Source organism: Streptomyces sp. NPDC051913 (genome assembly GCF_044593635.1).
Classification (GTDB): domain Bacteria; phylum Actinomycetota; class Actinomycetes; order Streptomycetales; family Streptomycetaceae; genus Streptomyces.
The window spans coordinates 230428-252645 of sequence record NZ_JBIUCI010000011.1; the positions used below are offsets into that span (position 1 = coordinate 230428).

Below are 22218 nucleotides of genomic sequence, written 5' to 3' on the forward strand. Positions count from 1 at the left end.
AACTTGGCGTGAAGCATTCGATCACGAAGCGTTGCACTCACGGGCCGTGCAGGGAAGTGCGCCTCGTCGTAGTGGCCAATCCACGAGGGGTGCGAAGGGGCCCCGGGACCCTTTCCGTGCAGGTCGAACGGGGGGTGGGGGGTGCTGGGGGCAACGGATGTGCGGGGCCGAGAAGTTGGCTGAAAAGATACGGGTCCGTGCATGGAAACCGGTCACGCGACCGGTGAGTTTCCCCCAGTGTGACGACCGCCTCGACGAGAGCCCGATCCGGTCCTGTGACGACGGCCACGATGGGGTGCGTGTTCCTCGGCGAGCAAGCGCGCCGCGCCGCGCTCCGACTGCCGCAGCAGCACCCGGCAGACCGCCGTGACGGCGGCGAGCCCCAGGGCGGTGCCCGCGGCGCCGGCGAGCGAGGAGCCGTACCAGACAAGGACCACCGGCACGAGGACGCAACTGAAGGCCGCCCAGCGGACCACGTCCGTGGCGGATTCGTCGGAGGGCGGTCGGTGTCCGGACATGGCGTGCTCCCTGGGGGTGGGTCGCGGGGTTCAACGCCCGTTCGACGGGTCGGTCACTGCCCGCAGGGCCCTTCGGGGGGCCTCGGGTGCTTGAAGCCTGTGCAAACCGCCTGTACAGCGCAGCAACCATTGCGTTACGGGCGCACCCTCGTGCATGCTCCCTGGAACCTCTCACTGACGGTGAGCGGGATATGGGCGAAGGAGGCGTGCCGCCGTACCCTTGGGGGTATGGGGTTGGGAAGATGATTCCCGGACACAGCTCCGCCGCACACTGTCGTCCCTCCCACTAAGGATCACAACGCCGAGACAGCCATGGCCGGTCACGAATTCTTCGAACCCGCGGACCGCAAGCGGCCCGTCGCCGATCCCACGGCGGCCGAGCCCCTGGCGGCGGAAGAGCCACGCCATTCCTGCGACCCCGCCTTCAAGCACGGCGTCGTCGTGGGCTTCGACGGCTCCACCTCCAGCGAGCGCGCCCTCGCGTACGCCATCGGCATGGCCCACCGCTCCGGCTCGGCCCTGATCATCGTCCATGTGGCCAACCGGCTGCCCACCACCGTGTGGGCGGGCTGCGAGCCGCCGGTCTTCGTGGACGTCCCGGACCACCGCACCGAGGTTCTCGGTCTTGAGCTGGCCTGTGCGGACTACCTGGCCGAAGTGCCCTGGATCCTCGTCGAGCGCGGCGGCGACATCTGCCATGAACTCGAAGAGGTCGGGCGGGAGTACGAGGCGGACGCGATCGTCGTCGGCTCCACGCACGGCATCGTGGGCCGCATCTTCGGCTCCGTCGCGGGACGGCTCGCCAAGCGCGCCAAGCGCCCCGTCGTCGTCATTCCGTAACTCGTCGTTCTCCCAGGTGGGATGCGAGCCGGGAACGCCCCCTCCCCTTTGTGCGACGCCCGAATCTACTGGCGCGTAGAGGTGTTTGTGCCTTTGTGAAGGGCATATATCGCACACACCGCACAACTGCACAGCATGAAGGGAGCCCGCCGTGGACAACGACGTCTCCGCGGGAGCAACCACCACCATCGTCGGCCGACTCGCCCTCGGGATCACCCTCCTGGCGTTCGGGCTCGGCCACACCGACGTGATCGACGGCGTGACAGCCGCTGACGCCGTGTCAATCGCCCATTACGTGGGCGGAATCGCCCTCTTCGTCGCCGGGCTCATGGCCTTCCGCGACCGCGACACCGCCAACGGGACCGCGTTCGCGGCGCTGGGTGCGCTGTGGTTCACGTGGGCCGTCTCGGACGCCGGATCCGCCAACGCGGCCGGGCTGTTCTTCCTGCTCTTCGCCCTCGTGGCGCTGTCCCTCACCCTCGCCGGTGGGGACCAACTCGGGCAGGGCACCTACGGGTTGCTCTTCGTGTCCCTCGTGCTGATGGCCATCGCGGCCTTCGCCGACAACGGGGGGCTCGGCAAGGTGGGCGGTTGGTTCGCCGTCGGGGCGGGGGCGGTGGCCTGGTACGCGGCTACTGCTGCGCTCGCTCATTGGCCCACGGTGCTTCCGAGGCGTGCTGCTGGTCGGGGCGTGACGGCAACCGGCTAACCGGCAGCCGACGCCGGGGTATTGGGCGGCCCCGGCGTTATGAGAGCGGACCCCCCGTGATGGGTGGCATCACGTGGGGGTCCGTTCCGTTGCGTTGAGCTAAAAGGCAAAGCCTTTACTCGACCGTCACCGACTTGGCGAGGTTCCTGGGCTTGTCGATGTCCCGCCCCAGGGCCAATGCCGTGTGATACGCCAGGAGTTGGAGGGGAATGCCCAGGAGGATGGGGTCGAGTTCGTCCTCGTTCTTCGGGACGACGATGGTGTGGTCGGCCTTTTCCTGGTGCTGGTGGGCGACCGCGAGGATCTTGCCGCTGCGGGCCTTGATCTCCTCCATCGCGGCGCGGTTCTTCTCCAGCAGGTCGTCGTCGGGGACGATCGCGACCGTGGGGAGGGCGGGCTCGATCAGGGCCAGCGGGCCGTGCTTGAGCTCGGAGGCCGGGTAGGCCTCGGCGTGGATGTAGGAGACCTCCTTGAGCTTCAGGGAGGCCTCACGGGCCACCGGGTAGCCCCGGACGCGGCCGATGAAGAGCATCGAGCGGGCGTCGGTGTACTGCTCGGCCAGCTTCTTGATCTCCTCCTCCTGGTCGAGGATCTCGGAGATCTGGGCGGGCAGCTTGCGCAGGCCCTCGATGATGCGCTTGCCGTCGCGGACCGAGAGGTCGCGGGTGCGGCCCAGGTGCAGGGCGAGCAGCGCGAAGGCGACCGTGGTGTTGGTGAAGCACTTCGTGGAGACCACGCAGACCTCGGGACCCGCGTGGACGTAGATGCCGCCGTCCGCCTCACGGGCGATCGCGGAGCCGACCACGTTGACCACGCCCAGGACCCTCGCGCCCTTGCGCTTCAGCTCCTGGACGGCAGCGAGGACGTCGTAGGTCTCACCGGACTGGGAGACCGCGATGTAGAGGGTGTCGGGGTCCACGACCGCGTTGCGGTAGCGGAACTCGGAGGCCGGCTCGGCGTCCGCGGGGATGCGGGCCAGCTCCTCGATCATCTGCGCGCCGATCATGCCGGCGTGGTACGAGGTGCCGCAGCCGAGGATCTTCACCCGGCGGATCTGGCGGGCCTCGCGGGCGTCCAGGTTCAGGCCGCCGAGGTGGACCGTGGAGAAGCGGTCGTCGATGCGGCCGCGCAGGACGCGGTCGACGGCGTCGGCCTGCTCGTGGACCTCCTTGTGCATGTACGTGTCGTGGCCGCCCATGTCGTAGGAGGCCGCCTCCCACTCGACCGTGGTCGGCTCGGACGTCGTACGGGTGCCCTCGGTCGTGTACGTGCGGAAGTCGTCGGCCTTCAGGGTGGCCATCTCGCCGTCGTCCAACGTCACTATCTGCCGCGTGTGGGCGACCAGCGCCGCGATGTCCGAGGCGACGAACATCTCCTTCTCGCCGATGCCGAGGACGACCGGGGAGCCGTTGCGGGCGACGACGATGCGGTCCGGGAAGTCGGCGTGCAGGACGGCGATGCCGTAGGTGCCCTCGATGAGGCGGAGGGTCTCGCGGACCTTGTCCTCCAGCTTCTCCGCGGTGGAGCGGGAGATCAGGTGGACGAGGACCTCGGTGTCGGTCTCGGAGAGGAACTCGACGCCGTCGGCCTCCAGCTTGCGGCGCAGGTCGGAGGCGTTGTCGATGATGCCGTTGTGGACGACGGCGACCCGGCCCTCGGCGTCGAGGTGCGGGTGGGCGTTGGCGTCGGAGGGGGCGCCGTGGGTGGCCCAGCGGGTGTGGGCGATGCCGGTCGTGCCCTTGAAGCGGGCCGGGACCTTGGCCTCCAGGTCGCGGACGCGGCCCTTGGCCTTGACGGTCCTCAGACCGGCCGTCTTCGGCGCGGTGATGGCGATGCCCGCCGAGTCGTAGCCCCGGTACTCCAGGCGCTGGAGGCCCTCCAGGAGGAGAGGGGCCACATCACGCTTGCCGATGTATCCGACGATTCCGCACATATATACGTATTCCTAGCCGTAGACGATCCGGCGCAGCTGGCGGAGCGTGAGCTCCGGCGGGGCCACCGCCCGGTATTTCAGGTCCGCCTCGATCCGGTCGAAGATCTCCGCGTTCACCAGGCCCTGGGCCTGGAGCTCGCGGTGGCGGCGACGGACGTACACCTCGGTCGTCTCGTCGAAGTAGGCGAGCACGTCCTGGACCACCCGCAGCGCCTCGCCCCGCTGGAGGGGCGTGGTGCGGGTCAGGTGATCAACAAGGTCGTCGTGCACTCGGTAGATCCTGGGGTATCGGCGGCCACCTCGCAAGAATCCTGCCCGATATCGGGCAGGGCGCTGTAGAAACTCTTAGAACAACATTGAATCTCTTATGAGGCCGTGTTCGTGACCTGGCCACCCGGCGTCTTGCATCTCGTTGCCTGAGGGGACGAGTTTCGGTCGTCATGGACATTCCTCGCATGGGAGTACCGGAGCAGCTCGCCGAGCGCATGAGCATGGCCGAGCAGCACGAGTACCTGCGCGCCAGATTCTCCCGGCGCACGATGATCAGGGGCGGCGCGGTCACGCTGGGCGCCGTCGCGGGCGGCGCGTTCGTGCCCGGCGCCACGGCCCAGGCCACGCCCATGGCCGCTCCGCGCACCGAGACCGTCGACGGGGCACTCGTCGCCCCCTTCGGTCGCCACCTCGCCTACGGCAACGACCCGCGCACCGAGATGACCGTCTCGTGGCAGGTTCCGGTCGCCGTGAAGAAGCCCTTCATCCGCATCGGCGCCCACCCCTGGGACCTCTCCCGCAAGATCGAGGCCGAGGTCCGCACCCTCTACACCCCGGCGGGTGTGGGGACGAGCGCCGACCACACCCAGTACTACATCCACGCCAAGCTGACCCACCTCAAGCCCGGCAAGACGTACTACTACGGCGCCGGCCACCAGGGCTTCGACCCCGCCACCCCGCACCTCGCCGGCACCCTCGGCACCTTCACCACCGCCCCCGCCCACAAGGCGCCCTTCACCTTCACCGCCTTCGGCGACCAGGGCGTCAGTTACCACGGCCTCGCCAACGACAGCCTGCTCCTCGGCCAGAACCCGGCCTTCCACCTGCACGCCGGCGACATCGCCTACGCCGACCCGGCCGGGCAGGGCAAGTCCGCCGACACCGGCTTCGACTCGCGGGTCTGGGACCAGTTCCTCGCCCAGACCGAGTCGGTCGCCAAGTCCGTGCCCTGGATGGTGAGTTACGGCAACCACGACATGGAGGCCTGGTACTCGCCCAACGGCTACGGCGGCGAGGAGGCCCGCTTCACGCTCCCCGACAACGGGCCGGACAAGAAGAACCTCCCGGGCGTCTACTCCTTCGTCCACGGCAACACCGCGATCATCTCCCTCGACCCGAACGACGTGTCGTACGAGATCCCCGCCAACCTCGGCATCTCCGGCGGGACGCAGACCACGTGGTTCGAGGGGCAGTTGAGGAAGTTCCGGGCCCGGCCCGACATCGACTTCGTCGTCGTCTTCTTCCACCACTGCGCCTACTGCACCTCCACCGCGCACGCCTCCGAGGGCGGTGTACGGCAGGAGTGGGTGCCGCTGTTCGAGAAGTACACGGTGGACCTGGTCATCAACGGCCACAACCACCAGTACGAGCGGACGGACGTCATCAAGGGCGACAAGGTCGTCAAGAAGCTGCCGATCGGCGAGACGGCCTACCCGGAGACCGAGGGCGTCGTCTATGTGACGGCCGGTGCGGCGGGGCGCAGCCTCTACGCGTTCACCGCGCCCGACTCCTACGAGGGCCACCTGAACGAGGTCGACTCCGTCGCCTCCTTCGTCAACACCAAGGACGGCAAGGTCAACGAGACCGTGGCCTGGTCCCGGGTGCGGTATCTCAACTACTCGTTCCTGCGGGTGGACGTGGAACCGGCGCCGCGCGGGCACTACGCCAAGCTGAAGGTGTCCGGCATCGCCGAGACCGGTGACCGGATCGACCACTTCACGGTGGCGCGCAAGGCCAAGTAGCCGCACCGACAGGGGACTTACATCCGTTTGAGGATCGCCTGCTTGGCCATCGTGAACTCCTCGTCCGTCAGCACGCCCGTGCGGCGCAGCTCGCCGAGCTCGCGCAGACGGCGCAGGAGGGCGTCGTGGCCGTCCTCGACGGGGGCGACCGGGAGGGAAGGCGTTTCCGGTCGTGGGTCCAGGGTCCTGCGTACGTCGACGGTGGCCGCCCGGGCCGGGTGGGGGAGCCTGGCCTGGACGGCCGCCGCGATCAGGGCCATCAGCGGGTCCTTCTTGAAGCCCCACAGCTCCACCGAGTGGGGGTCGTACTTCGGCGGTGCCTTCGTCGGCGCGTGCTTCACCGTGAAGCGCAGATGGCCGTTGTCCAGACCCGCCGCCGGGAGCCACTCCACGGCGGCGAGCTCGCCGAGGGGGAGGGTACGGATGCCGGCGGCGGCCTTGGCGTCCTCCGTCTTCCAGTTCCACTCCAGGCGGACCCGCTCGCCGTCGAAGGACGCGGTGCCGTCCCCGGCGGAGAACGACAGCGGGACGGCGGGGCCGGGGAGCAGATACTCGGTCACCGGGGTCACCGGCACCTGGTCGAGGAGGAGGGCCTCGCGGACCTCGTCCACGAAGTACTCGGCGACGCCGTAGCGGTCGGACTCGACGATCAGCTGATAGGGGTCGTTGGGTTCGGTGAGGCGGCCGCCGGTCGCGTGCAGCAGCGGATCGGCGCCGTCGCGCAGCCGCAGCCTGAGCCGCCCTGCCTTGCGGCCCTGCTCGAAGGAGATGCCCGCCAACGCACCGAGCGGGACGACGAGTTCACCCAGCGACGTGCGGAACAGGCTGACGTTCTTGTCGCGTCCCGGGGTCAGGCGCAGGGCGTCGCCGTCGAAGGCCCAGGTACCGTCCCGCTGGATGATTTCCGCCATGGGGCAAGTCTGGCATTCGGGTCGCGGGTGACGGTCAGCCGCCGAGTGCCTTCGTCAGGTTCGCGGTGGCCTTGAACCGGATCGCCCTGCCGCTCCCGGTCGCCGCCAGCATGCGGACCTCTCCGGCGCGGATGCCGACGGCGATGTCCTGGTTGTCCTGGCACACGAGGGTGAAGGTGCCGTCCGCGTGGGTCCTGAGGAGGAACGCCTGGTCCTCGGGGTAGGGGGCGTCGTCGCCCTGCTGGTAGGCGCAGGGGCGCAGTTGCATGGGGTCGCCGGTGACGCGGTCGCCCGCGATGTCGAGGCAGAACGTCGAGGAGACGTGCTCCAGGGCGTACGTGTTCCTGCCGGAGGGGACGACCTTCCACTGCTGGGTCGGTCCCTCCGTACAGGCGGCGGTCTTCGGAGCGTTGTCGAAGGAGGTGCCGGCGTCGGCGGCGACACAGCGTCCGGTGGCGGTGTTGGTGAGGGTGATGGAGGCGATCGCCGTGCCAGTGCTCGGGGAGGTCGTGGTGGGGGCGGAGGAGGCAACGGGGGTGGGGGCGGCGGTCGCGGCCTGTGCTGCGGGTTCTTCGCCGGTCAGCAGTTTGAGGGCGGCCGTGGTGGCCATGGCGGTGACGACGACCGCGATCGTCACGGCGAGGACGGGGCGTCGGCGGCGTGGGGTCCCGGACAGGGGAGGCGCGGTCTCCGGCTCGGGGTCGGGTGCTGGGGGTGGCGGAGGCGTCGGCTGGGGCTGCTGTGCCGCCCGGTAGGCAGGACCGCCCCATACCAGCACCTGGTCGACCAGCAGGGCCCGCAACTCCTCCGGGGGGCCGGAGGTGAGCGTGTGCAGGACGGTGACGTCGTGGGTGCAGAACCGGCAGCCGTCCAGGTGCTGCTGGAGGTCGTCGGGGGTCTCGCGGTGGGTGCCGCGGGCGATCGCGCCGAGCATGGTGCCGTAGTGCACACAGCGGGCGTCCGCCGTGCGCTCGGCGCGCAGCCGCAGGAACCCGTCGGCCAGCCGGGCGCGGGCCGACTCCGCCATCGCCTCGACGTACTCCTCCGAGGTACCGAGGACCTGCGCGGCGAACGCCGTCTCCCCCTGTTCGGCCCGGCACAGCCACAGCGCGGCGCGCGGCTGGTCGGCCAGGGTGGCGAAGGCGGCCAGGAGCAGCGAGGTGTGCTCCACCCGGCGCAGGGTGTCGACCGGCCCGAAGGTGTCGGCCGCGCGCTGCGACCAGGACCGGAACCCCGGGCGCAGCAGCGCCGCCCGTTCGTCGCGGACCCAGGTGTCCGCGGTGCGGCGCACGTCGGTCAGCAACTCCAGACGGCCGGCGGGCCCTTGCCGGTGCGCGGCACGGGCGAGGACCTCGGCGGCGAGTTCTGCGGCGGCGTGCTGCTTGCCGCAGAACGCGCCCGCGTACGCGCGCACCGCCGACACGTCCTCCAACGGGACACCCGGCGCCGGGGCGTGGGCGGTACCGGCTTGCTGTGCGGTGTGCTCGGACATCTTCGTCTCCCCCCAAGGAGCCGTCACGGCAAGGTGTGGACCGTAGTGGCCCTGCCTGTGACGGGGCTGTGCACTTCCGCACCGGGCCGGTTACCGGGCAGAGTGGTCTGCACCAATCCTGGGTGGACCATGAAAGGGGCGCAGGTGAGACGGAAGCGCGGAACGACTCCCCGTACGACCCGAGTTCTGGGTGCGTTGCTGCTGGTGGCGGTGGGCTCGCTCACCGTGGGCGCGGCGCCGACGCCCGCCGGGGCCGCACCGCTCGACCAGGTGATTCCGGCACCCACGAAGGTGACGCCGGGCGGATCGCCGTACCGCATCACGACGAAGACCCGTATCGGCGTGGACGACTCGCGGGAGGTGCGCCGGGTCGGCGAGTACCTCGCGGGGGTGCTGCGACCGTCCACCGGCTATCGGCTGCCGGTACGCGCGGGGCGCGGCGGGGACATTCAACTGCGGCTCACCAAAGGCCCGTTCGGCGCGGAGGGCTATCGGCTCGACAGCGGGGCCAAGGGGGTCACGATCACCGCCGCGCAGCCCGCCGGTCTCTTCCACGGTGTGCAGACCCTGCGGCAGCTGCTGCCGGCGAAGGTCGAGAAGGACACCGTGCAGTCCGGCCCCTGGCTGGTCGCGGGCGGAACCGTCACCGACAGCCCGCGGTACGGCTGGCGCGGCGCCATGCTGGACGTGTCCCGGCACTTCTTCACCGTGGACCAGGTGAAGAGGTACATCGATCAGTTGGCGCTCTACAAGGTCAACAAGCTGCATCTGCATCTCAGCGACGACCAGGGCTGGCGCATCGCCGTCGACTCCTGGCCGCGCCTCACCACGTACGGCGGTTCCACGCAGGTCGGGGGCGGTCCCGGCGGCTTCTACACCAAGGCCGACTACAAGGAGATCGTCCGGTACGCGTCCGCGCGCTATCTGGAGGTCGTTCCCGAGATCGACATGCCGGGGCACACCAACGCCGCGCTCGCCTCGTATGCCGAGCTGAACTGTGACGGTGTGGCGCCGCCGCTCTACACCGGCACCGAGGTCGGGTTCAGCTCGCTGTGCGTCGGCGAGGACCGCACGTACGACTTCGTGGACGACGTGGTCCGGGAGCTGGCCGCGCTCACGCCGGGGCGGTATCTCCACATCGGCGGGGACGAGGCGCACTCCACGAGTCACGAGGACTATGTGAAGTTCATGGACCGGGTGCAGCCGATCGTCGCCAAGTACGGAAAGACCGTGGTGGGGTGGCATCAGCTCACCGGGGCGACGCCGGCGAAGGGGGCCGTCGCCCAGTACTGGGGGCTCGACGACACCGGTGCGGAGGAGAAGGCGCAGGTGGCGAAGGCCGCGCAGAACGGGACGGGGATTGTCCTGTCGCCCGCCGACCGGGTGTACCTCGACATGAAGTACACCGCGGACACGCCGTTGGGTCAGGACTGGGCCGGGCTGGTGGAGGTGCGGCGGTCGTACGACTGGGATCCGGGGGACTATCTGGAGGGGGTGCCGGGGTCCGCTGTGCGGGGGGTTGAGGCGCCGTTGTGGACGGAGACGATCGTGACGTCCGCGGACCTCGAGTACATGGCGTTTCCGAGGTTGGCGGGGGTGGCCGAGCTGGGGTGGTCGGCGGCTGTGTCGCACGACTGGGAGCGGTACAAGGTGCGGCTTGCTGCGCAGGCTGAGCGGTGGGAGGCGTTGGGGATCAACTACTACCGGTCGCCTCAGGTGCCTTGGTCGTAGTTCGGCTGCGGGTCTGTGGGGGCTGGTCGCGCCCCGCGGCGGAGCCGCAAATTGACACAGCCCCGCGCCCCTAGGGAGTCAAAGCTGACGGGCGCCTACGAGGGACCGTACCTCGTAGGCGCCCGCCTGTCCCTGGGATCAGAACCCCGCTATCGGGTTCCTCAAGTTGCCCACCAGCTGGAGCGCGCCCGCCGGGTCCGCCAGGTCCACCATCTGCTGGTTGTTGCGCAGTTGGAGGCGGTTGAGGCAGGAGAGGGCGAACTCCGGGGCGAACATGTCGTACCGCTCGAACTTCTCGGCGAGTTCGGGGACCGACGCCTGGTACTCGCGGGTGATGTCCGCGACCGTCCGCCAGAAGTCGTCCTCTTCCAGGACTCCCTCAGCGGCGAGGTTCGCGGCGAGGAAGCGGAAGAAGCAGTCGAAGACGTCCGTGAAGATGGAGAGGAGCTTCTTGTCCTCCGGGACGTCCACGCGCAGGCGTTCCACCGTCGGCGGGAGCACCGCGTCGACGTCCATGACGGCGATCTCCTCGGCGATGTCCTTGTAGATCGCGCGGGTCACCGCGCCGTCCTTCAGGACCAGGATCACGTTCTCGCCGTGCGGCATGTAGACCAGGTCGTAGGCGTAGAAGCTGTGCAGGAGCGGGGTGAAGTACGCCGTCAGATAGCGGCGCAGCCACTCCACCGGGGTCAGGCCCGACTGCTCGATCAGGGCCCCGGCGAAGGACCTGCCCTCATGGTCGACGTGGACCAGGGAGGCCATCGTCGCCAACGACTCGCCGTCCTGGAGGGAGTCGACCGGGCTCTCGCGCCACAGCGCCGCCAGCATCTTGCGGTACGGCGAGTAGCGGTCCGTCGCCGCCTCGTACTCCAGGTGACGGTAGCCGACGGCCGCGCGCTCGCGGATGATCGACAGGCCGGTCGACTTCAGCACCGGGTCGTTGTCGATGAGTTGCGCGAGCCAGTCGTTGATCGCCGGGGTGGCCTCCATGTACGCCGCCGAAAGGCCGCGCATGAAGCCCATGTTGATGACGGACAGGGCCGTCTTCACATAGTGCTTTTGGGGGTTCGACCGGTTGAAGAAGGTCCGGATGGACTGCTGGGCCAGGTACTCGTCGTCGCCCTCGCCGAGGCAGACGAGGTGGCGGCGGGCGACCTCGGCGGCGAAGGTGACGGAGAGCTTGTTCCACCACTGCCAGGGGTGGACCGGGATGAGGAGGTAGTCGGCCGGGTCGAGTTGCTGGGCGCGCAGGGTGTCGTGGAAGCGCTCGACCGTCTCCGCGCCCAACTCGTCGCGCACGAAGGTCTCGTACTCGATGCCGACACCCGCCGTGAACGCGGCCCGGTCGCGGTGTGCGGCCAGCCAGACCAGGCGGACCGGGTTCGCCGTCTCGGGGGCGTACGACAGGTACTCGTGGATGCCGAAGCCGAGCCGGCCGTTGTTGGCGACGAAGCAGGGGTGGCCCTCGGTCATGCCGGTCTCGATGGCCTGGAAGCCACTGCCGACCAGCTCCGCGACCGGGATCTGCGGCTTGGTGAGCTTGAAGCAGGTGCCGGAGAGGGTGGAGGAGATCTCCTCCAGGTAGACCGGCAGGATCTCGTCGCTCAGGCCCAGCGCCGTCTTCAGCTCGATGAAGAAGTCCAGCGCGGCGAGGGGGAGGTCGACGCCGTCTCGCCGACGGGAGAGGGAGTCGGCGTCGACCTGCCAGTGGTCGAGGGCGCGGCGGGTGGCGGTGAACCCGTAGCGGGTCAGACCGTCGTCGCTGCGGACCTCGAAGCGGCCGTCGGCGGTGGCCTCCGGCGTGATGAGCCGCTCGTGCGCGAACTCGGCGAGACCCTTGCGGATGAGGAGGCGGTTGGCCTTCTCCCAGCGCTCGGGGGAGAGGTGGGCGACGGAGTCGGCGAGGCTCATGCGGGCACCCCCGTCGCGGTGCGGAACTGCTCTCGCGTGCAGAAGCTGAGCAGCGCCCTCTTCTCCGGCTTCTCGATCTCCCGCTCGGGCACGAATCCGACGGCCTCGTTGAGGGCGTGGACGGCCTTGTTGGAGACGTCCGGCTCGACGACGACCCGCTCGACGGCCGGGTCCTCGAAGAGGTGGGCCATGACGGCGGTGATGACGGACCGGGTGAAGCCGTGGACGGGCGTGTCGGTCGCCGGGGTGAGGAAGTGCATGCCGACGTCACCCGGCAACGGCTCGTACAGTCCCACCAGTTCACGGTGGGCGGGGTCGTACTTCTCCATCAGGAAGACGGGGACGCCGTACTCGTCGAGACCCAGCAGCGCGTGGTGGTGCTCGTCGGCGGCTATGTCCATGTACGCCCGCTCGACGTCCTCCAGTTTGGCGTCCTGCATCATCCAGAACGCGGCCTTGGGATGGGTGACCCAGCCGTGCAGCAGCTCGGCGTCCTTGAGCGGGTCGAGGGGGCGGAAGGTGAAGGTGTGGGGGGTGGTCATACGGAGAACTCCTGGAACGCGATCGTCTTCTCGACCGGGTAGTACTCGGTGCCGAGCAGCTCACGGATGATGTAGCTGTTGCGGTACGCACCCATGCCCAGGTCGGGTGAGGTGATGCTGTGGGTGTGCACGCCGGCGTTCTGGAGGAAGACGCCGCGGCCGGTGGTGTCGATCGAGTAGTTGCGGGCGACGTCGAAGTTGCCCTGCGAGTCGTAGCGCAGCCGGTCCTTGACGGGGGTCAGGAACTCGGGCTCGGCGTACTTGTATCCGGTGGCGAGGACCAGGCCCTGCGTCTGGAGGTCGTAGTCCTTCTCCTGCTCCTCCTGGCGGAAGGAGAGGGTGTAGGTGCCGTTCTCGTAGGTCGCCGCGTTCAGCGCCGAGTTGGTGAGCAACCGGGTGGGGACGGGCCCGGCGAGGTTCTTCTGGTAGAGCAGGTCGAAGATCTCGTTGACGAGATCGCCGTCGATGCCCTTGAACAGGCCCTTCTGCTGGGCGGTGAGCCGGTAGCGGGTGGCCTCGGGCAGCTCGCGGTAGTAGTCGATGTACTCCGGGGAGGTCATCTCCAGCGTGAGCTTGGTGTATTCGAGGGGGAAGAAGCGGGGCGAGCGGGTCACCCAGTTCAGCCGGTAGCCGTACACGTCGATCTCGGCGAGGAGGTCGTAGTAGATCTCGGCGGCGGACTGCCCGGAGCCGACGATCGTGATCGAGTCCTTCTTCTGCAGCTCCGCCTTGTTCTGCACATAGCGGGAGTTGTGGAAGAAGTCCCCGCCGAGACCGCGCACGGCCTCCGGGTAGTGGGGGGAGGTGCCGGTGCCGAGGACGAGGTGGCGGGCGCGGTAGACGTCGCCGGACGTGGTCGTCACGACGTACACGTCAGCCACGTACCGGATGTCCGCGACCGTCGTGCCGAAGCGGACGCTGCTCAGCTTGTTCGCGGCCCAGCGGCAGTAGTCGTCGTACTCGACGCGCAGCGGGTAGAAGTTCTCCCGGATGTAGAACGAGTACAGCCGGCCCTTCTCCTTCAGGTAGTTCAGGAAGGAGTACGGCGAGGTCGGGTCGGCCAGTGTGACCAGGTCCGACATGAACGGCGTCTGGAGGTGGGCGCCGTCGAGGAACATGCCCGCGTGCCACTCGAAGTCGGGCTTCGACTCCAGGAAGACACCGTCGAGTTCGTCGATGGGCTCGGTGAGGCAGGCGAGGCCGAGGTTGAACGGGCCGAGCCCGATCCCTACGAAATCGTAGGTTTTGGTCGGGGTTTCAGGACGCGCGGTCAAGGGACTCTCCCAGGTACTGCTCGGCGTGGCCGGCGATCAGGTCGAGGACGGCGGCGATGTCTTCGGTCGTCGTCTCGGGGTTGAGCAGGGTGAACTTCAGGTAGTGGCGGCCCTGGACCTTGGTGCCCGCGACCACCGCGTCGCCGGAGGCGAACAGGGCCTTGCGGGCGTAGAGGTTGGCGCGGTCGATCTCGGCGGGATCGGTCACGGCGGCCGGGATGTAGCGGAAGACGAGGGTGGAGAGCGTCGGCTCGACGACGACGTCGTAGCGCGGGTCGGCGGCGAGGATCTTCCAGCCCTCGACGGCCAGGTCGCAGACCTCGTCGAAGAGCTGTCCGATGCCGTCGGCGCCCATCGTCCGCAGTGTCACCCACAGCTTGAGGGCGTCGAACCGGCGGGTGGTCTGGAGGGACTTGTCCACCTGGTTGGGGATGCGCTCCTGCACCATGCGCTTCGGGTTGAGGTACTCGGCGTGGTAGGTCGCGTGGCGGAGCGTGGCCGCGTCGCGGACCAGTACGGCGGACGAACTCACGGGCTGGAAGAAGGACTTGTGGTAGTCGACGGTGACCGAGTCGGCGCGCTCGATGCCGTCGATGCGGCCGCGGTACTTCACCGACGCGAGCAGTCCGCAGCCGTAGGCGGCGTCCACATGCATCCAGGTTCCGTACTGGGCGCAGAGCTCGGCGATCTCGGGCAGCGGGTCGATGGAGCCGAAGTCGGTGGTGCCGGCGGTGGCGACGACGGCCATGGGGACGAGACCGGCGGCCTTGCAGCGCTCCAGCTCATGGGCGAGCGCGACGGTCTGCATCCGCTTGTCGTGGTCGACGGGGATGGTGACCACGGAGTCGGCGGAGAGGCCGAGGAGTTTGGCGGACTTCTTGACGCTGAAGTGGCTGACCTCGGAGGCGAAGATACGCAGTTTGGCGGTGCTGTCCGTCTTCGCCTCCTCACGGGCGAGGAGCAGCGCCTGGAGGTTGGACTGGGTGCCGCCGGAGGTGAACACCCCGTCGGCGGCCGGGCCGAGGCCGATTCGGGCCGTCGTCCAGTCGATGAGCTTGCGCTCGATGAGGGTGCCGCCGGCCGACTGGTCCCAGGTGTCCAGGGAGGAGTTGACCGCGGACAGGATCGCCTCGCCGACGACGGCCGGGATGACGACCGGGCAGTTGAGGTGGGCGAGATAGCGGGGGTGGTGGAAGTAGACCGCGTCGCGGAGGTAGACGTCCTCCAGCTCGTCGAGCACCGCGCCGGTGTCGAGCAGCGGCTTGTCGAGGTCGATCGCGTCGATGGTCGGGGCGAGGGCGTCGACGGTGACACCGGTGAACGGACGGTCGGTGGCGGCGAGTTTGGCTGCCACCCGCTCGATACCTTCGGTCACGGAGCGGCGGTACTGCTCCGCGGTCGTGTCATTGAGCAGGTGCGAGCGCATGGTGGGGGTCCTCCGGTGGGGAGCAGTCCGTGCGGGTCGGACGGGGGTGGGGACGCGATCTTGGCTTTGCTCTGATCTCGCTTACTTAGGTTAGCCTAACCTAAGTAACGAGAATAAAACGTGGCCTCGTGCGTGACTACGGTCACGTGCACCGCAGTTGCCCCTGCGGGCACAGCAGTCACCGCCGCACGCCCGGGAGTTGGGTGTACGGCGGCTGTCGTTCCGCTGTGGACTACTCGGCGGCGCGGAGCTGTTCCTCGGTCATTCCCTGCCGCCAGTAGCCGACGAAGGTGACGCTGCGGCGGTCGATGCCGCGCTCGCCGACGAAGTGCCGGCGCAGCTGCTTCACACAGCTCGACTCGCCCGCGATCCAGACGTACGGCCGCTCGGCGTCCGGCAGTCGGGCGTCACGGATGGCGCCGAGGGCCATGGGGGACCCCTCGGCACCCTCGTGGTCCCGGACGAACCAGGTGATCTCGGCGTCGGCCTCGGTCACCAGGTCCTGGATGTCGCCGGCGTGCTGCACCTCCAGCCACACCCGGGCACGGGTGCCGGCCGGCAGGGACTCCAGGATCGAGGAGACGGCCGGTACGGCGGTCTCGTCGCCCCAGACGAGGGTGAGGTCGCTGCCGTCGGCCGGCCGGAACCGGATGGCACGGTTGTCGGCGACGGCGGGACCGAGGAGGAGCACACGGTCCCCGGCGGTGGCCCGCGAGGCCCAGCGGGAAGCGGGCCCGGCCTGTGTGTCGGCACCGGGCTCGACGCCGTGCAGCACGAAGTCGATGTCGATCTCGTCGGGGTCGCGGCGCAGCGAGCGAAGCGTGTACGACCGCATCACGGCCCGTACCTCATCGGGGAGTTCGCGCCACGCCTGCCACCAGCCGTCACCGAGCTCGATCGGAACACAGGGCTCCGTCTGCCCCTCGGCGGGGATGAAGAGCGACAGCGACTGATCGCACCCGTTGGAGCAGAACTCCCGCAGCTCGTCACCGCCGAAGGTGACCCGGACGAGAGACGGCCCGAGTTGCCGCGTTCTCACGACGTGCAGGGCGAAGAAGCGGAACGGGGCGGCGACGGCGGTGGTCATTTCGGTGCTCCTGAATCAGGGGGCAGGGTGACGTCCCAAGGGGCGCGGGGAACTGCGCGACCAGCCGCAACGGACCGGCAGTTCCCCACGGCGTCAACTCGGCTCTTCCAGCGGAGCGCCTAGCTGACCTTCTTCGCGTTCTCAAGAGCCTCGGCGAGGGTCTCGAGCAGCGGCGTGCACTTGTCGTACGACAGGATCGGCTCCGGCGACCGCGAGATGACCTGCCCGGCCTTCACGGCGGGCAGCTTCTTCCAGGTCGCCTCGGTGATGTCGGCCGGCTGAATCGTCGACGACCGGTCGTCCATCATGATGATGTCGGCCTTGTACTTGTCGACGTTCTCCCAGCTCAGCGACTCGTACCAGCCGCCACCCTCGGCCTTGGACTTCTCGGAGGGCTCGACGAAGTTCACGCCGAGGGCCTTGAAGTACTCCAGGTCGATGGAGAGGTTGGTGCCGGAGACGTAGAAGATGTCCTGGCTGGCGGAACCGGCCATCACCTTGATGTTCGGCTTCGCCTTCGCGGCGGCGCGCAGCCGGGTCGCGGCGGCCTCGAACTTCTTCTTGGCGTCGGTGACGGTGGCGGCCGTCATGTCGGCGCCGAGGGACTCGGCCAGCTCCCACATGCGCTGGAGCGGCTCGGTGATCTGGCGGTCGTAGACGGAGATGCCGACGCTCGGGGCGAGCTTGGCGATCTTGTCCTTGGAGGCGGCCGGGACGTACCAGAGGGTGCCGGCGTCGTCGAACATCGTGGTGATGAGGACGTCCGGGGCGAGGGCGGCGTACTTCTCGACGTTGAACTGGTCCCAGACGTTGCCGAGGATCTCGACCTTGGAGATGTCCATGTCGCCGGCCTGGACGTCGGCCTTGCCGTCGGCGGTCTTGGTCGGGCCGAAGACGCCCTTCACGGAGATGCCGTAGTCGTGGAGCGCGGCGGCGACGCCGGTGAAGGCGACGATGTTCGCGGGGATCTTGTCGAGCTTGACCTCGGTGCCGCGGTCGTCCTTGAACGTCCAGGGACCGGACTTCTCGGCGGCGGCGGTCTCCTCGCCAGAGCCACCGCTTTTCGCGTCGTCGTCACCGCAGGCCGCGAGCACGGCACCGAGGCCGAGGGCGCCGCCCGCGGCGAGGATGCCGCGACGGGTGAGGTGGGTGGCTCTGGCGTTGGACATGTGTGTGGCTGCTTTCGAACGGGGCGAAACGCCCGCCGGACAAGTTCGAAGGTAGGTTAGCCTAACCTCAGATCTTGTCCAGGGGGTGGGGGCCTTGGTTTCGAAGCTGTGCGCGGCCTGTGTCGAGCCAACGACTGGTTGCCTTGCCTCAACTCCCTTAAAATTTGCGCCCATTGGTGGGCGACGTAAGGGTGGGGGAAATGCGGCCGAACCTCAGTAGGATCCCGGGCGACCAGGACTGGCTGGCCATGAGGATCCTGGACCGCGTCCAGGGGAATGTCGACGCGAGGTTCGTGGCCTCCCTCAGTGACTGGAAAGTGCGCTGCTCGCGTGCGCGGTGAGCAAACCGGAGCCGAGGGATGGCCGCGATGTGATGGTCGGCATGAGCCTCCATCACGTGGTGGCGACGGTGATCGGTGTCGATCCGGGGTTTCTCTTCGCCAAGGTCGCCGACCGTTTGCCGGACGGCAGCATGGCAACCCTGGTCAGGGAGTTCGGGGCCCGGGAGGACATCACGCTGGAAGCGTTCGCCTGGGAAAGGGTGGACACCCCTGACGGGCCCGATTTCCGGCCCACCTGGCTCTGAGCCCCCGGGCCCGGCTAGGGGCTCCGGGGACTTCTGCGGCGAACCGGCCCGGAACTCAGCCCACCAACCCCAACTCCCGAGCGATCAGCATCCGCTGTACCTCGCTCGTGCCCTCCCCGATCTCCAGGATCTTGGAGTCGCGCCACATGCGGGCCACCGGGTACTCGTTCATGAAGCCGTAGCCGCCGTGCACCTGGGTGGCGTCGCGGGCGTTGTCCACCGCGATCGTCGAGGAGTAGAGCTTGGCGAGGGCCGCTTCCTTCTTGAAGGGCTCGCCCGAGACCAGGCGTGAGGCCGCGTCGCGCCAGGCGAGGCGTGCCGTGTGGGCCTTCATCTCCATGTCGGCGATCTTGAACTGGATGGCCTGGTTGGCGCCGATCGGCTTGCCGAAGGCGTGGCGTTCCTTGGCGTACTTGACCGACTCGTCCACGCAGCCTTGCGCCAGGCCGGTCGCGAGTGCCGCGATGGCGATGCGGCCCTCGTCCAGGATGCGAAGGAACTGGGCGTAGCCGCGGCCCTCCTCGCCGAGCAGGTTCGCCGCCGGGACGCGGACGTCGACGAACGACAACTCCCGGGTGTCCGAGGCGTTCCAGCCCACCTTCGAGTAGGGCGCCGCCACCGTGAAGCCCGGTGTGCCCGAGGGGACGATGATCGAGGAGATCAGCGGCTTGCCGTCGGGCTTACGGCCCGTCACCGCCGTCACCGTCACCAGACCCGTGATGTCCGTACCGGAGTTGGTGATGAAGCACTTCGTGCCGTTGATCACCCATTCGTTCGTCTCGGGGTCCAGACGGGCCGTCGTACGCGTCGCTCCCGCGTCGCTGCCGCCGTCCGGCTCCGTCAGGCCGAACGCGCCCAGGATCTCGCCCGAACACAACCGAGGCAGCCACTCCTGCTTCTGGGCCTCCGTGCCGTACAGATGCAGCGGCATCGCGCCCAGCGACACCCCCGCCTCCAGCGTGATCGCCACGGACGAGTCGACGCGCGCCAACTCCTCCAGGGCCACGCCCAGCGCCATGTAGTCGCCGCCCATACCGCCGTACTCCTCGGGGAACGGCAGCCCGAACAGGCCCATGCGGCCCATCTCGCGGACGATGTCGTACGGGAACTCGTGGTGTTCGTAGTAGTCGGCGATCTTCGGCGCCACTACGTCGTGTGCGAACTCCTCGACGGTGCGGCGGAGTTCTTCGAGTTCGGGGGAGAGTCGGTGGTCCATCGCGGGTCACTGCTCCTTGTGGGACAGGGCTCGAACGGTGCGGGACGGGCTGGGTCGGCCCAGGTGGTCGGCCATCCAGGCGCTGGTGGCGACAAGACGGTCGAGGTCGACCCCGGTGTCGATGCCGAGGCCTTGCAGCATCCACACGAGGTCTTCGGTGGCGAGGTTGCCGGTGGCGGACCTGGCGTACGGGCAGCCGCCCAGACCGCCGGCGGAGGCGTCGACCGTGGTGACGCCGTGCACCAGGGCGGCGTAGGTGTTGGCGAGCGCCTGGCCGTACGTGTCGTGGAAGTGCACGCCCAGCGCGGACGTGGGGATTCCCTCCTCGTTCAACGCCCTCAGCAGCGCCCGCACATGGCCCGGGGTCGCCACGCCGATCGTGTCGCCCAGGCTCAGTTCGTCGCAGCCCATGTCGAGCAGCGCCCGGCAGACCCGGACGACCTGCGGGACCGGTACCGCGCCCTCCCAGGGGTCGCCGAAGCACATGGAGAGGTAGCCGCGGACATGGACGCCCGCCTCCTTGCCGCGCGCCACCGTCGGCTCGAACATGGCCAGCGCCTCGTCCATCGTCCGGTTGAGGTTGGCCTTCGCGAACGACTCGCTGGCGCTGGCGAAGACGGCGATCCGGGTCGCGCCCAGCGCCAGGGCGCGCTCCAGGCCGCGTTCGTTCGGGACCAGGACCGGCAGGTCCGCCTTCACGTCGGACAGCTGGGGGAACAGCGCCTCCGCGTCGGCCAGTTGGGGCACCCACTTGGGGTGGACGAAGCTGGTCGCCTCGATCGTCGTCAGGCCCGCGCCGGCGAGGCGGTGGACGAACTCCGCCTTGACGTCGGTCGGGACGGTCGCCTTCTCGTTCTGAAGGCCGTCGCGCGCGCCGACCTCGTGGATACGGACGCGCGACGGCAGGCCTTCCTGCGGTACGACCATGGGGAGTGTCATGTCTCGTCCTCCACGGGGGTGATGACGGCCAGGACCTGGTCCATCGCGACCGTCGTGCCCGGCTTGACGTCCAGTTCGGCGACCGTGCCCGCGTGCGGGGCGGAGATGACGTGCTCCATCTTCATCGCCTCCACCACCAACAGGCTCTGGCCTGCCGCCACTTCGTCCCCCACGGCGACCTTCACCACCGTCACCGTCCCCGGCATGGGCGCGGTGAGCGAGTCGGCGCCCGCGTGGGCCGCCCCGGACAGGGACGCGGCCACCGGGTCGTGGTCCCGCACGTGCCACGCGTCGCCGTCGCGACCGAGCCAGTCGGCGGCCCGGTGGAAGGTGTGCCGGACGCCGTCCAGCAGCACGCTCACCCGGTCGTCCGTGACGGTCGCGGTGCCGCGCGGGGTGTACTCCACCGGGTCCTGGACGCGGAGAGGGAAGGCGACCGGCTTGGGCGCGCCGCCCAGCCGCCAGCCGCTCGGCACGGAGAAGGGGTCCGTCCAGCCGTCGCCGTCCGTGCCGCCCGGCTTCAGGGCCTCCAGGCGTACGGCCGCCGCCGCCTCGTAGACCTCCTCCGGTACGTCCGTCGCGACCAGGCCGTCCACCTCGCGCTCCACCAGGCCCGTGTCCAACTCGCCCGCCACCACCGCCGGATGGGCCAGGAGGCGGCGCAGGAAGCCCGCGTTGGTCTGCACGCCCAGCGTGACCGTGTCCGCGAGGGCCGCGCGGAGCTTGCGGATCGCCGTCGCACGGTCGGGGCCGTACGCGATCACCTTGGACAGCATCGGGTCGTAGAGGCTGCCGACCTCCACACCCTCGCTGAGCCCGGAGTCCGTGCGGACGCCGTCGCCCTGGGGTTCGCGCAACCGCAGCACCGTGCCCCCGGAGGGGAGGAAGCCGCGGGCCGGGTCCTCCGCGCACAGGCGCGCCTCGATCGCGTGGCCCGTGAGCCGTACGTCGTCCTGTCCGAACGGCAGCCGTTCGCCCGCCGCCGCCCGCAGTTGCCACTCCACCAGGTCCAGGCCGGTGATGAGTTCGGTGACCGGGTGTTCCACCTGGAGACGGGTGTTCATCTCCATGAAGTAGTAGGAGGCGGGGTCGTTGCCGGGGACGATGAACTCCACCGTGCCCGCGCCCCGGTAGCCGCAGGAGCGCGCCGCCTGGACCGCCGCCTCGCCCATGGCGGCACGCGTGGCCTCGTCCAGGAGGACCGACGGGGCCTCCTCGATGATCTTCTGGTGGCGGCGCTGGAGGGAGCACTCGCGCTCGCCGAGATGCACGACGTTGCCGTGCCCGTCGGCCAGGACCTGGATCTCGATGTGCCGGGGGCGGTCGATCCACCGCTCCACCAGGAGCGTGTCGTCACCGAAGGAGGCGCGGGCCTCGCGGCGGGCGGCGGCGATCTCGTCGTCCAGCACCGACAGATCCCGCACCAGCCGCATGCCCTTGCCGCCACCGCCGGCGCTCGGCTTCAGCAGCACCGGGGCGCCCAGGTCGCGAGCAGCCGCCGCCAGTTCGGGGTCACGGCCGCCGGGCACCACCGGCACCCCCGCCGCGTCCACCGTCTCCTTGGCGCGGATCTTGTCGCCCATGAGGGAGATGGCCTCGGCGGGCGGGCCGATGAAGACCAGCCCGGCGTCGGCGCACGCGCGCGCGAAGGCCGCGTTCTCGGCGAGGAAGCCGTAGCCGGGGTGGACGGCCTGGGCGCCCGTCGCCACGGCGGCCTCCAGCAGCCGCTCGATGGACAGATAGCTCTCGGCGGCCGGTGCCGGGCCCAGTCGTACCGCCGTGTCGGCCTCCCGGACGTGCCGGGCGTCCGCGTCGGCGTCGGAGAAGACGGCGACGGAGCGCACGCCCAGCGCGCGCAGGGTCCGGATGACGCGGACGGCGATCTCGCCGCGGTTCGCCACAAGAACGGTGTCAAACATGGG

The 22218-nt window shown here is 69.3% G+C and carries 19 protein-coding genes; 5 read left to right on the forward strand and 14 right to left on the reverse strand.

Going from position 1 to position 22218, the window contains the following annotated elements; genetic code table 11:
* Nucleotides 1–212: 212 nt before the first annotated feature.
* Nucleotides 213–518, reverse strand: coding sequence for a hypothetical protein (locus tag ACIHIX_RS30895; protein WP_399961851.1), 306 nt, complete (start codon nucleotides 516–518; stop codon nucleotides 213–215).
* 312 nt (nucleotides 519–830) lie between these two features.
* On the opposite strand from ACIHIX_RS30895, the gene ACIHIX_RS30900 reads away from it, so the two are divergent.
* Complete coding sequence (locus tag ACIHIX_RS30900; RefSeq protein WP_250078890.1) at nucleotides 831–1358, forward strand: universal stress protein; 528 nt, start codon at nucleotides 831–833, stop codon at nucleotides 1356–1358.
* Between the two features lie 151 nt (nucleotides 1359–1509).
* On the forward strand, nucleotides 1510–2067 hold the full coding sequence (locus ACIHIX_RS30905) for a GPR1/FUN34/YaaH family transporter (RefSeq protein WP_399961853.1): 558 nt from the start codon (nucleotides 1510–1512) through the stop codon (nucleotides 2065–2067).
* A 115-nt stretch (nucleotides 2068–2182) separates the two neighbouring features.
* Here the strand turns inward: ACIHIX_RS30905 and glmS are convergent, their stop codons facing one another.
* Together glmS and ACIHIX_RS30915 are read right to left on the reverse strand one after the other, a co-directional pair.
* Complete coding sequence (glmS, locus tag ACIHIX_RS30910) at nucleotides 2183–4000, reverse strand: glutamine--fructose-6-phosphate transaminase (isomerizing) (RefSeq protein ID WP_399961855.1); 1818 nt, start codon at nucleotides 3998–4000, stop codon at nucleotides 2183–2185.
* A 12-nt stretch (nucleotides 4001–4012) separates the two neighbouring features.
* On the reverse strand, nucleotides 4013–4270 hold the full coding sequence (locus ACIHIX_RS30915; RefSeq protein WP_399961857.1) for a hypothetical protein: 258 nt from the start codon (nucleotides 4268–4270) through the stop codon (nucleotides 4013–4015).
* 185 nt (nucleotides 4271–4455) lie between these two features.
* On the opposite strand from ACIHIX_RS30915, the gene ACIHIX_RS30920 reads away from it, so the two are divergent.
* Complete coding sequence (locus ACIHIX_RS30920) at nucleotides 4456–6012, forward strand: fibronectin type III domain-containing protein (protein WP_399961859.1); 1557 nt, start codon at nucleotides 4456–4458, stop codon at nucleotides 6010–6012.
* Nucleotides 6013–6029: 17 nt separating this feature from the next.
* Here ACIHIX_RS30920 and ACIHIX_RS30925 read toward each other — a convergent pair whose 3' ends face one another.
* On the reverse strand, nucleotides 6030–6923 hold the full coding sequence (locus tag ACIHIX_RS30925) for a DUF4429 domain-containing protein (protein ID WP_399961861.1): 894 nt from the start codon (nucleotides 6921–6923) through the stop codon (nucleotides 6030–6032).
* Nucleotides 6924–6957: 34 nt separating this feature from the next.
* A complete protein-coding gene (locus ACIHIX_RS30930) occupies nucleotides 6958–8415 on the reverse strand; it encodes an RICIN domain-containing protein (protein ID WP_399961863.1) in 1458 nt (485 codons plus the stop codon).
* A gap of 144 nt (nucleotides 8416–8559) precedes the next feature.
* On the opposite strand from ACIHIX_RS30930, the gene ACIHIX_RS30935 reads away from it, so the two are divergent.
* Nucleotides 8560–10146, forward strand: a complete 1587-nt coding sequence (locus tag ACIHIX_RS30935) for a beta-N-acetylhexosaminidase (RefSeq protein ID WP_399961865.1) — start codon at nucleotides 8560–8562, stop codon at nucleotides 10144–10146.
* A gap of 138 nt (nucleotides 10147–10284) precedes the next feature.
* Here ACIHIX_RS30935 and ACIHIX_RS30940 read toward each other — a convergent pair whose 3' ends face one another.
* From ACIHIX_RS30940 to ACIHIX_RS30965, 6 genes are all read right to left on the reverse strand, one after another.
* Nucleotides 10285–12057 carry an IucA/IucC family protein gene (locus tag ACIHIX_RS30940; protein ID WP_399961867.1) on the reverse strand — a complete coding sequence of 591 codons (1773 nt, stop codon included), beginning with the start codon at nucleotides 12055–12057 and terminating at the stop codon, nucleotides 10285–10287.
* Nucleotides 12054–12599, reverse strand: a complete 546-nt coding sequence (locus ACIHIX_RS30945) for a GNAT family N-acetyltransferase (RefSeq protein ID WP_399961869.1) — start codon at nucleotides 12597–12599, stop codon at nucleotides 12054–12056. The genes ACIHIX_RS30940 and ACIHIX_RS30945 overlap by 4 nt, the downstream gene beginning before the upstream one ends.
* Nucleotides 12596–13873: a lysine N(6)-hydroxylase/L-ornithine N(5)-oxygenase family protein gene (locus ACIHIX_RS30950; protein WP_399961871.1), complete on the reverse strand. Its 1278-nt coding sequence runs from the start codon at nucleotides 13871–13873 to the stop codon at nucleotides 12596–12598. Before ACIHIX_RS30950 ends, ACIHIX_RS30945 begins: the two co-directional genes overlap by 4 nt.
* A complete protein-coding gene (gene desA / locus ACIHIX_RS30955; protein ID WP_399961873.1) occupies nucleotides 13857–15299 on the reverse strand; it encodes a lysine decarboxylase DesA in 1443 nt (480 codons plus the stop codon). Before desA ends, ACIHIX_RS30950 begins: the two co-directional genes overlap by 17 nt.
* 232 nt (nucleotides 15300–15531) lie before the next feature.
* Nucleotides 15532–16386, reverse strand: a complete 855-nt coding sequence (locus tag ACIHIX_RS30960) for a siderophore-interacting protein (RefSeq protein ID WP_399961875.1) — start codon at nucleotides 16384–16386, stop codon at nucleotides 15532–15534.
* A 119-nt stretch (nucleotides 16387–16505) separates the two neighbouring features.
* The gene (locus tag ACIHIX_RS30965) at nucleotides 16506–17555 is read right to left on the reverse strand and encodes an ABC transporter substrate-binding protein (RefSeq protein WP_399961877.1); all 1050 of its coding nucleotides are present in this window, start codon (nucleotides 17553–17555) and stop codon (nucleotides 16506–16508) included.
* Between the two features lie 337 nt (nucleotides 17556–17892).
* Between ACIHIX_RS30965 and ACIHIX_RS30970 the strand changes: the two genes are divergently transcribed.
* Nucleotides 17893–18141: a hypothetical protein gene (locus ACIHIX_RS30970; RefSeq protein ID WP_399961879.1), complete on the forward strand. Its 249-nt coding sequence runs from the start codon at nucleotides 17893–17895 to the stop codon at nucleotides 18139–18141.
* Between the two features lie 55 nt (nucleotides 18142–18196).
* On the opposite strand, the gene ACIHIX_RS30975 is transcribed toward ACIHIX_RS30970, so the two are convergent.
* From ACIHIX_RS30975 to ACIHIX_RS30985, 3 genes are read right to left on the reverse strand one after another with little or no spacing between them, the layout of a single operon-like run.
* Nucleotides 18197–19357 carry an acyl-CoA dehydrogenase family protein gene (locus ACIHIX_RS30975; RefSeq protein WP_399961881.1) on the reverse strand — a complete coding sequence of 387 codons (1161 nt, stop codon included), beginning with the start codon at nucleotides 19355–19357 and terminating at the stop codon, nucleotides 18197–18199.
* Nucleotides 19358–19363: 6 nt separating this feature from the next.
* On the reverse strand, nucleotides 19364–20296 hold the full coding sequence (locus tag ACIHIX_RS30980) for a hydroxymethylglutaryl-CoA lyase (protein WP_399961883.1): 933 nt from the start codon (nucleotides 20294–20296) through the stop codon (nucleotides 19364–19366).
* Nucleotides 20293–22215, reverse strand: coding sequence for an acetyl/propionyl/methylcrotonyl-CoA carboxylase subunit alpha (locus ACIHIX_RS30985; protein WP_399961885.1), 1923 nt, complete (start codon nucleotides 22213–22215; stop codon nucleotides 20293–20295). Before ACIHIX_RS30985 ends, ACIHIX_RS30980 begins: the two co-directional genes overlap by 4 nt.
* Nucleotides 22216–22218: the final 3 nt, after the last annotated feature.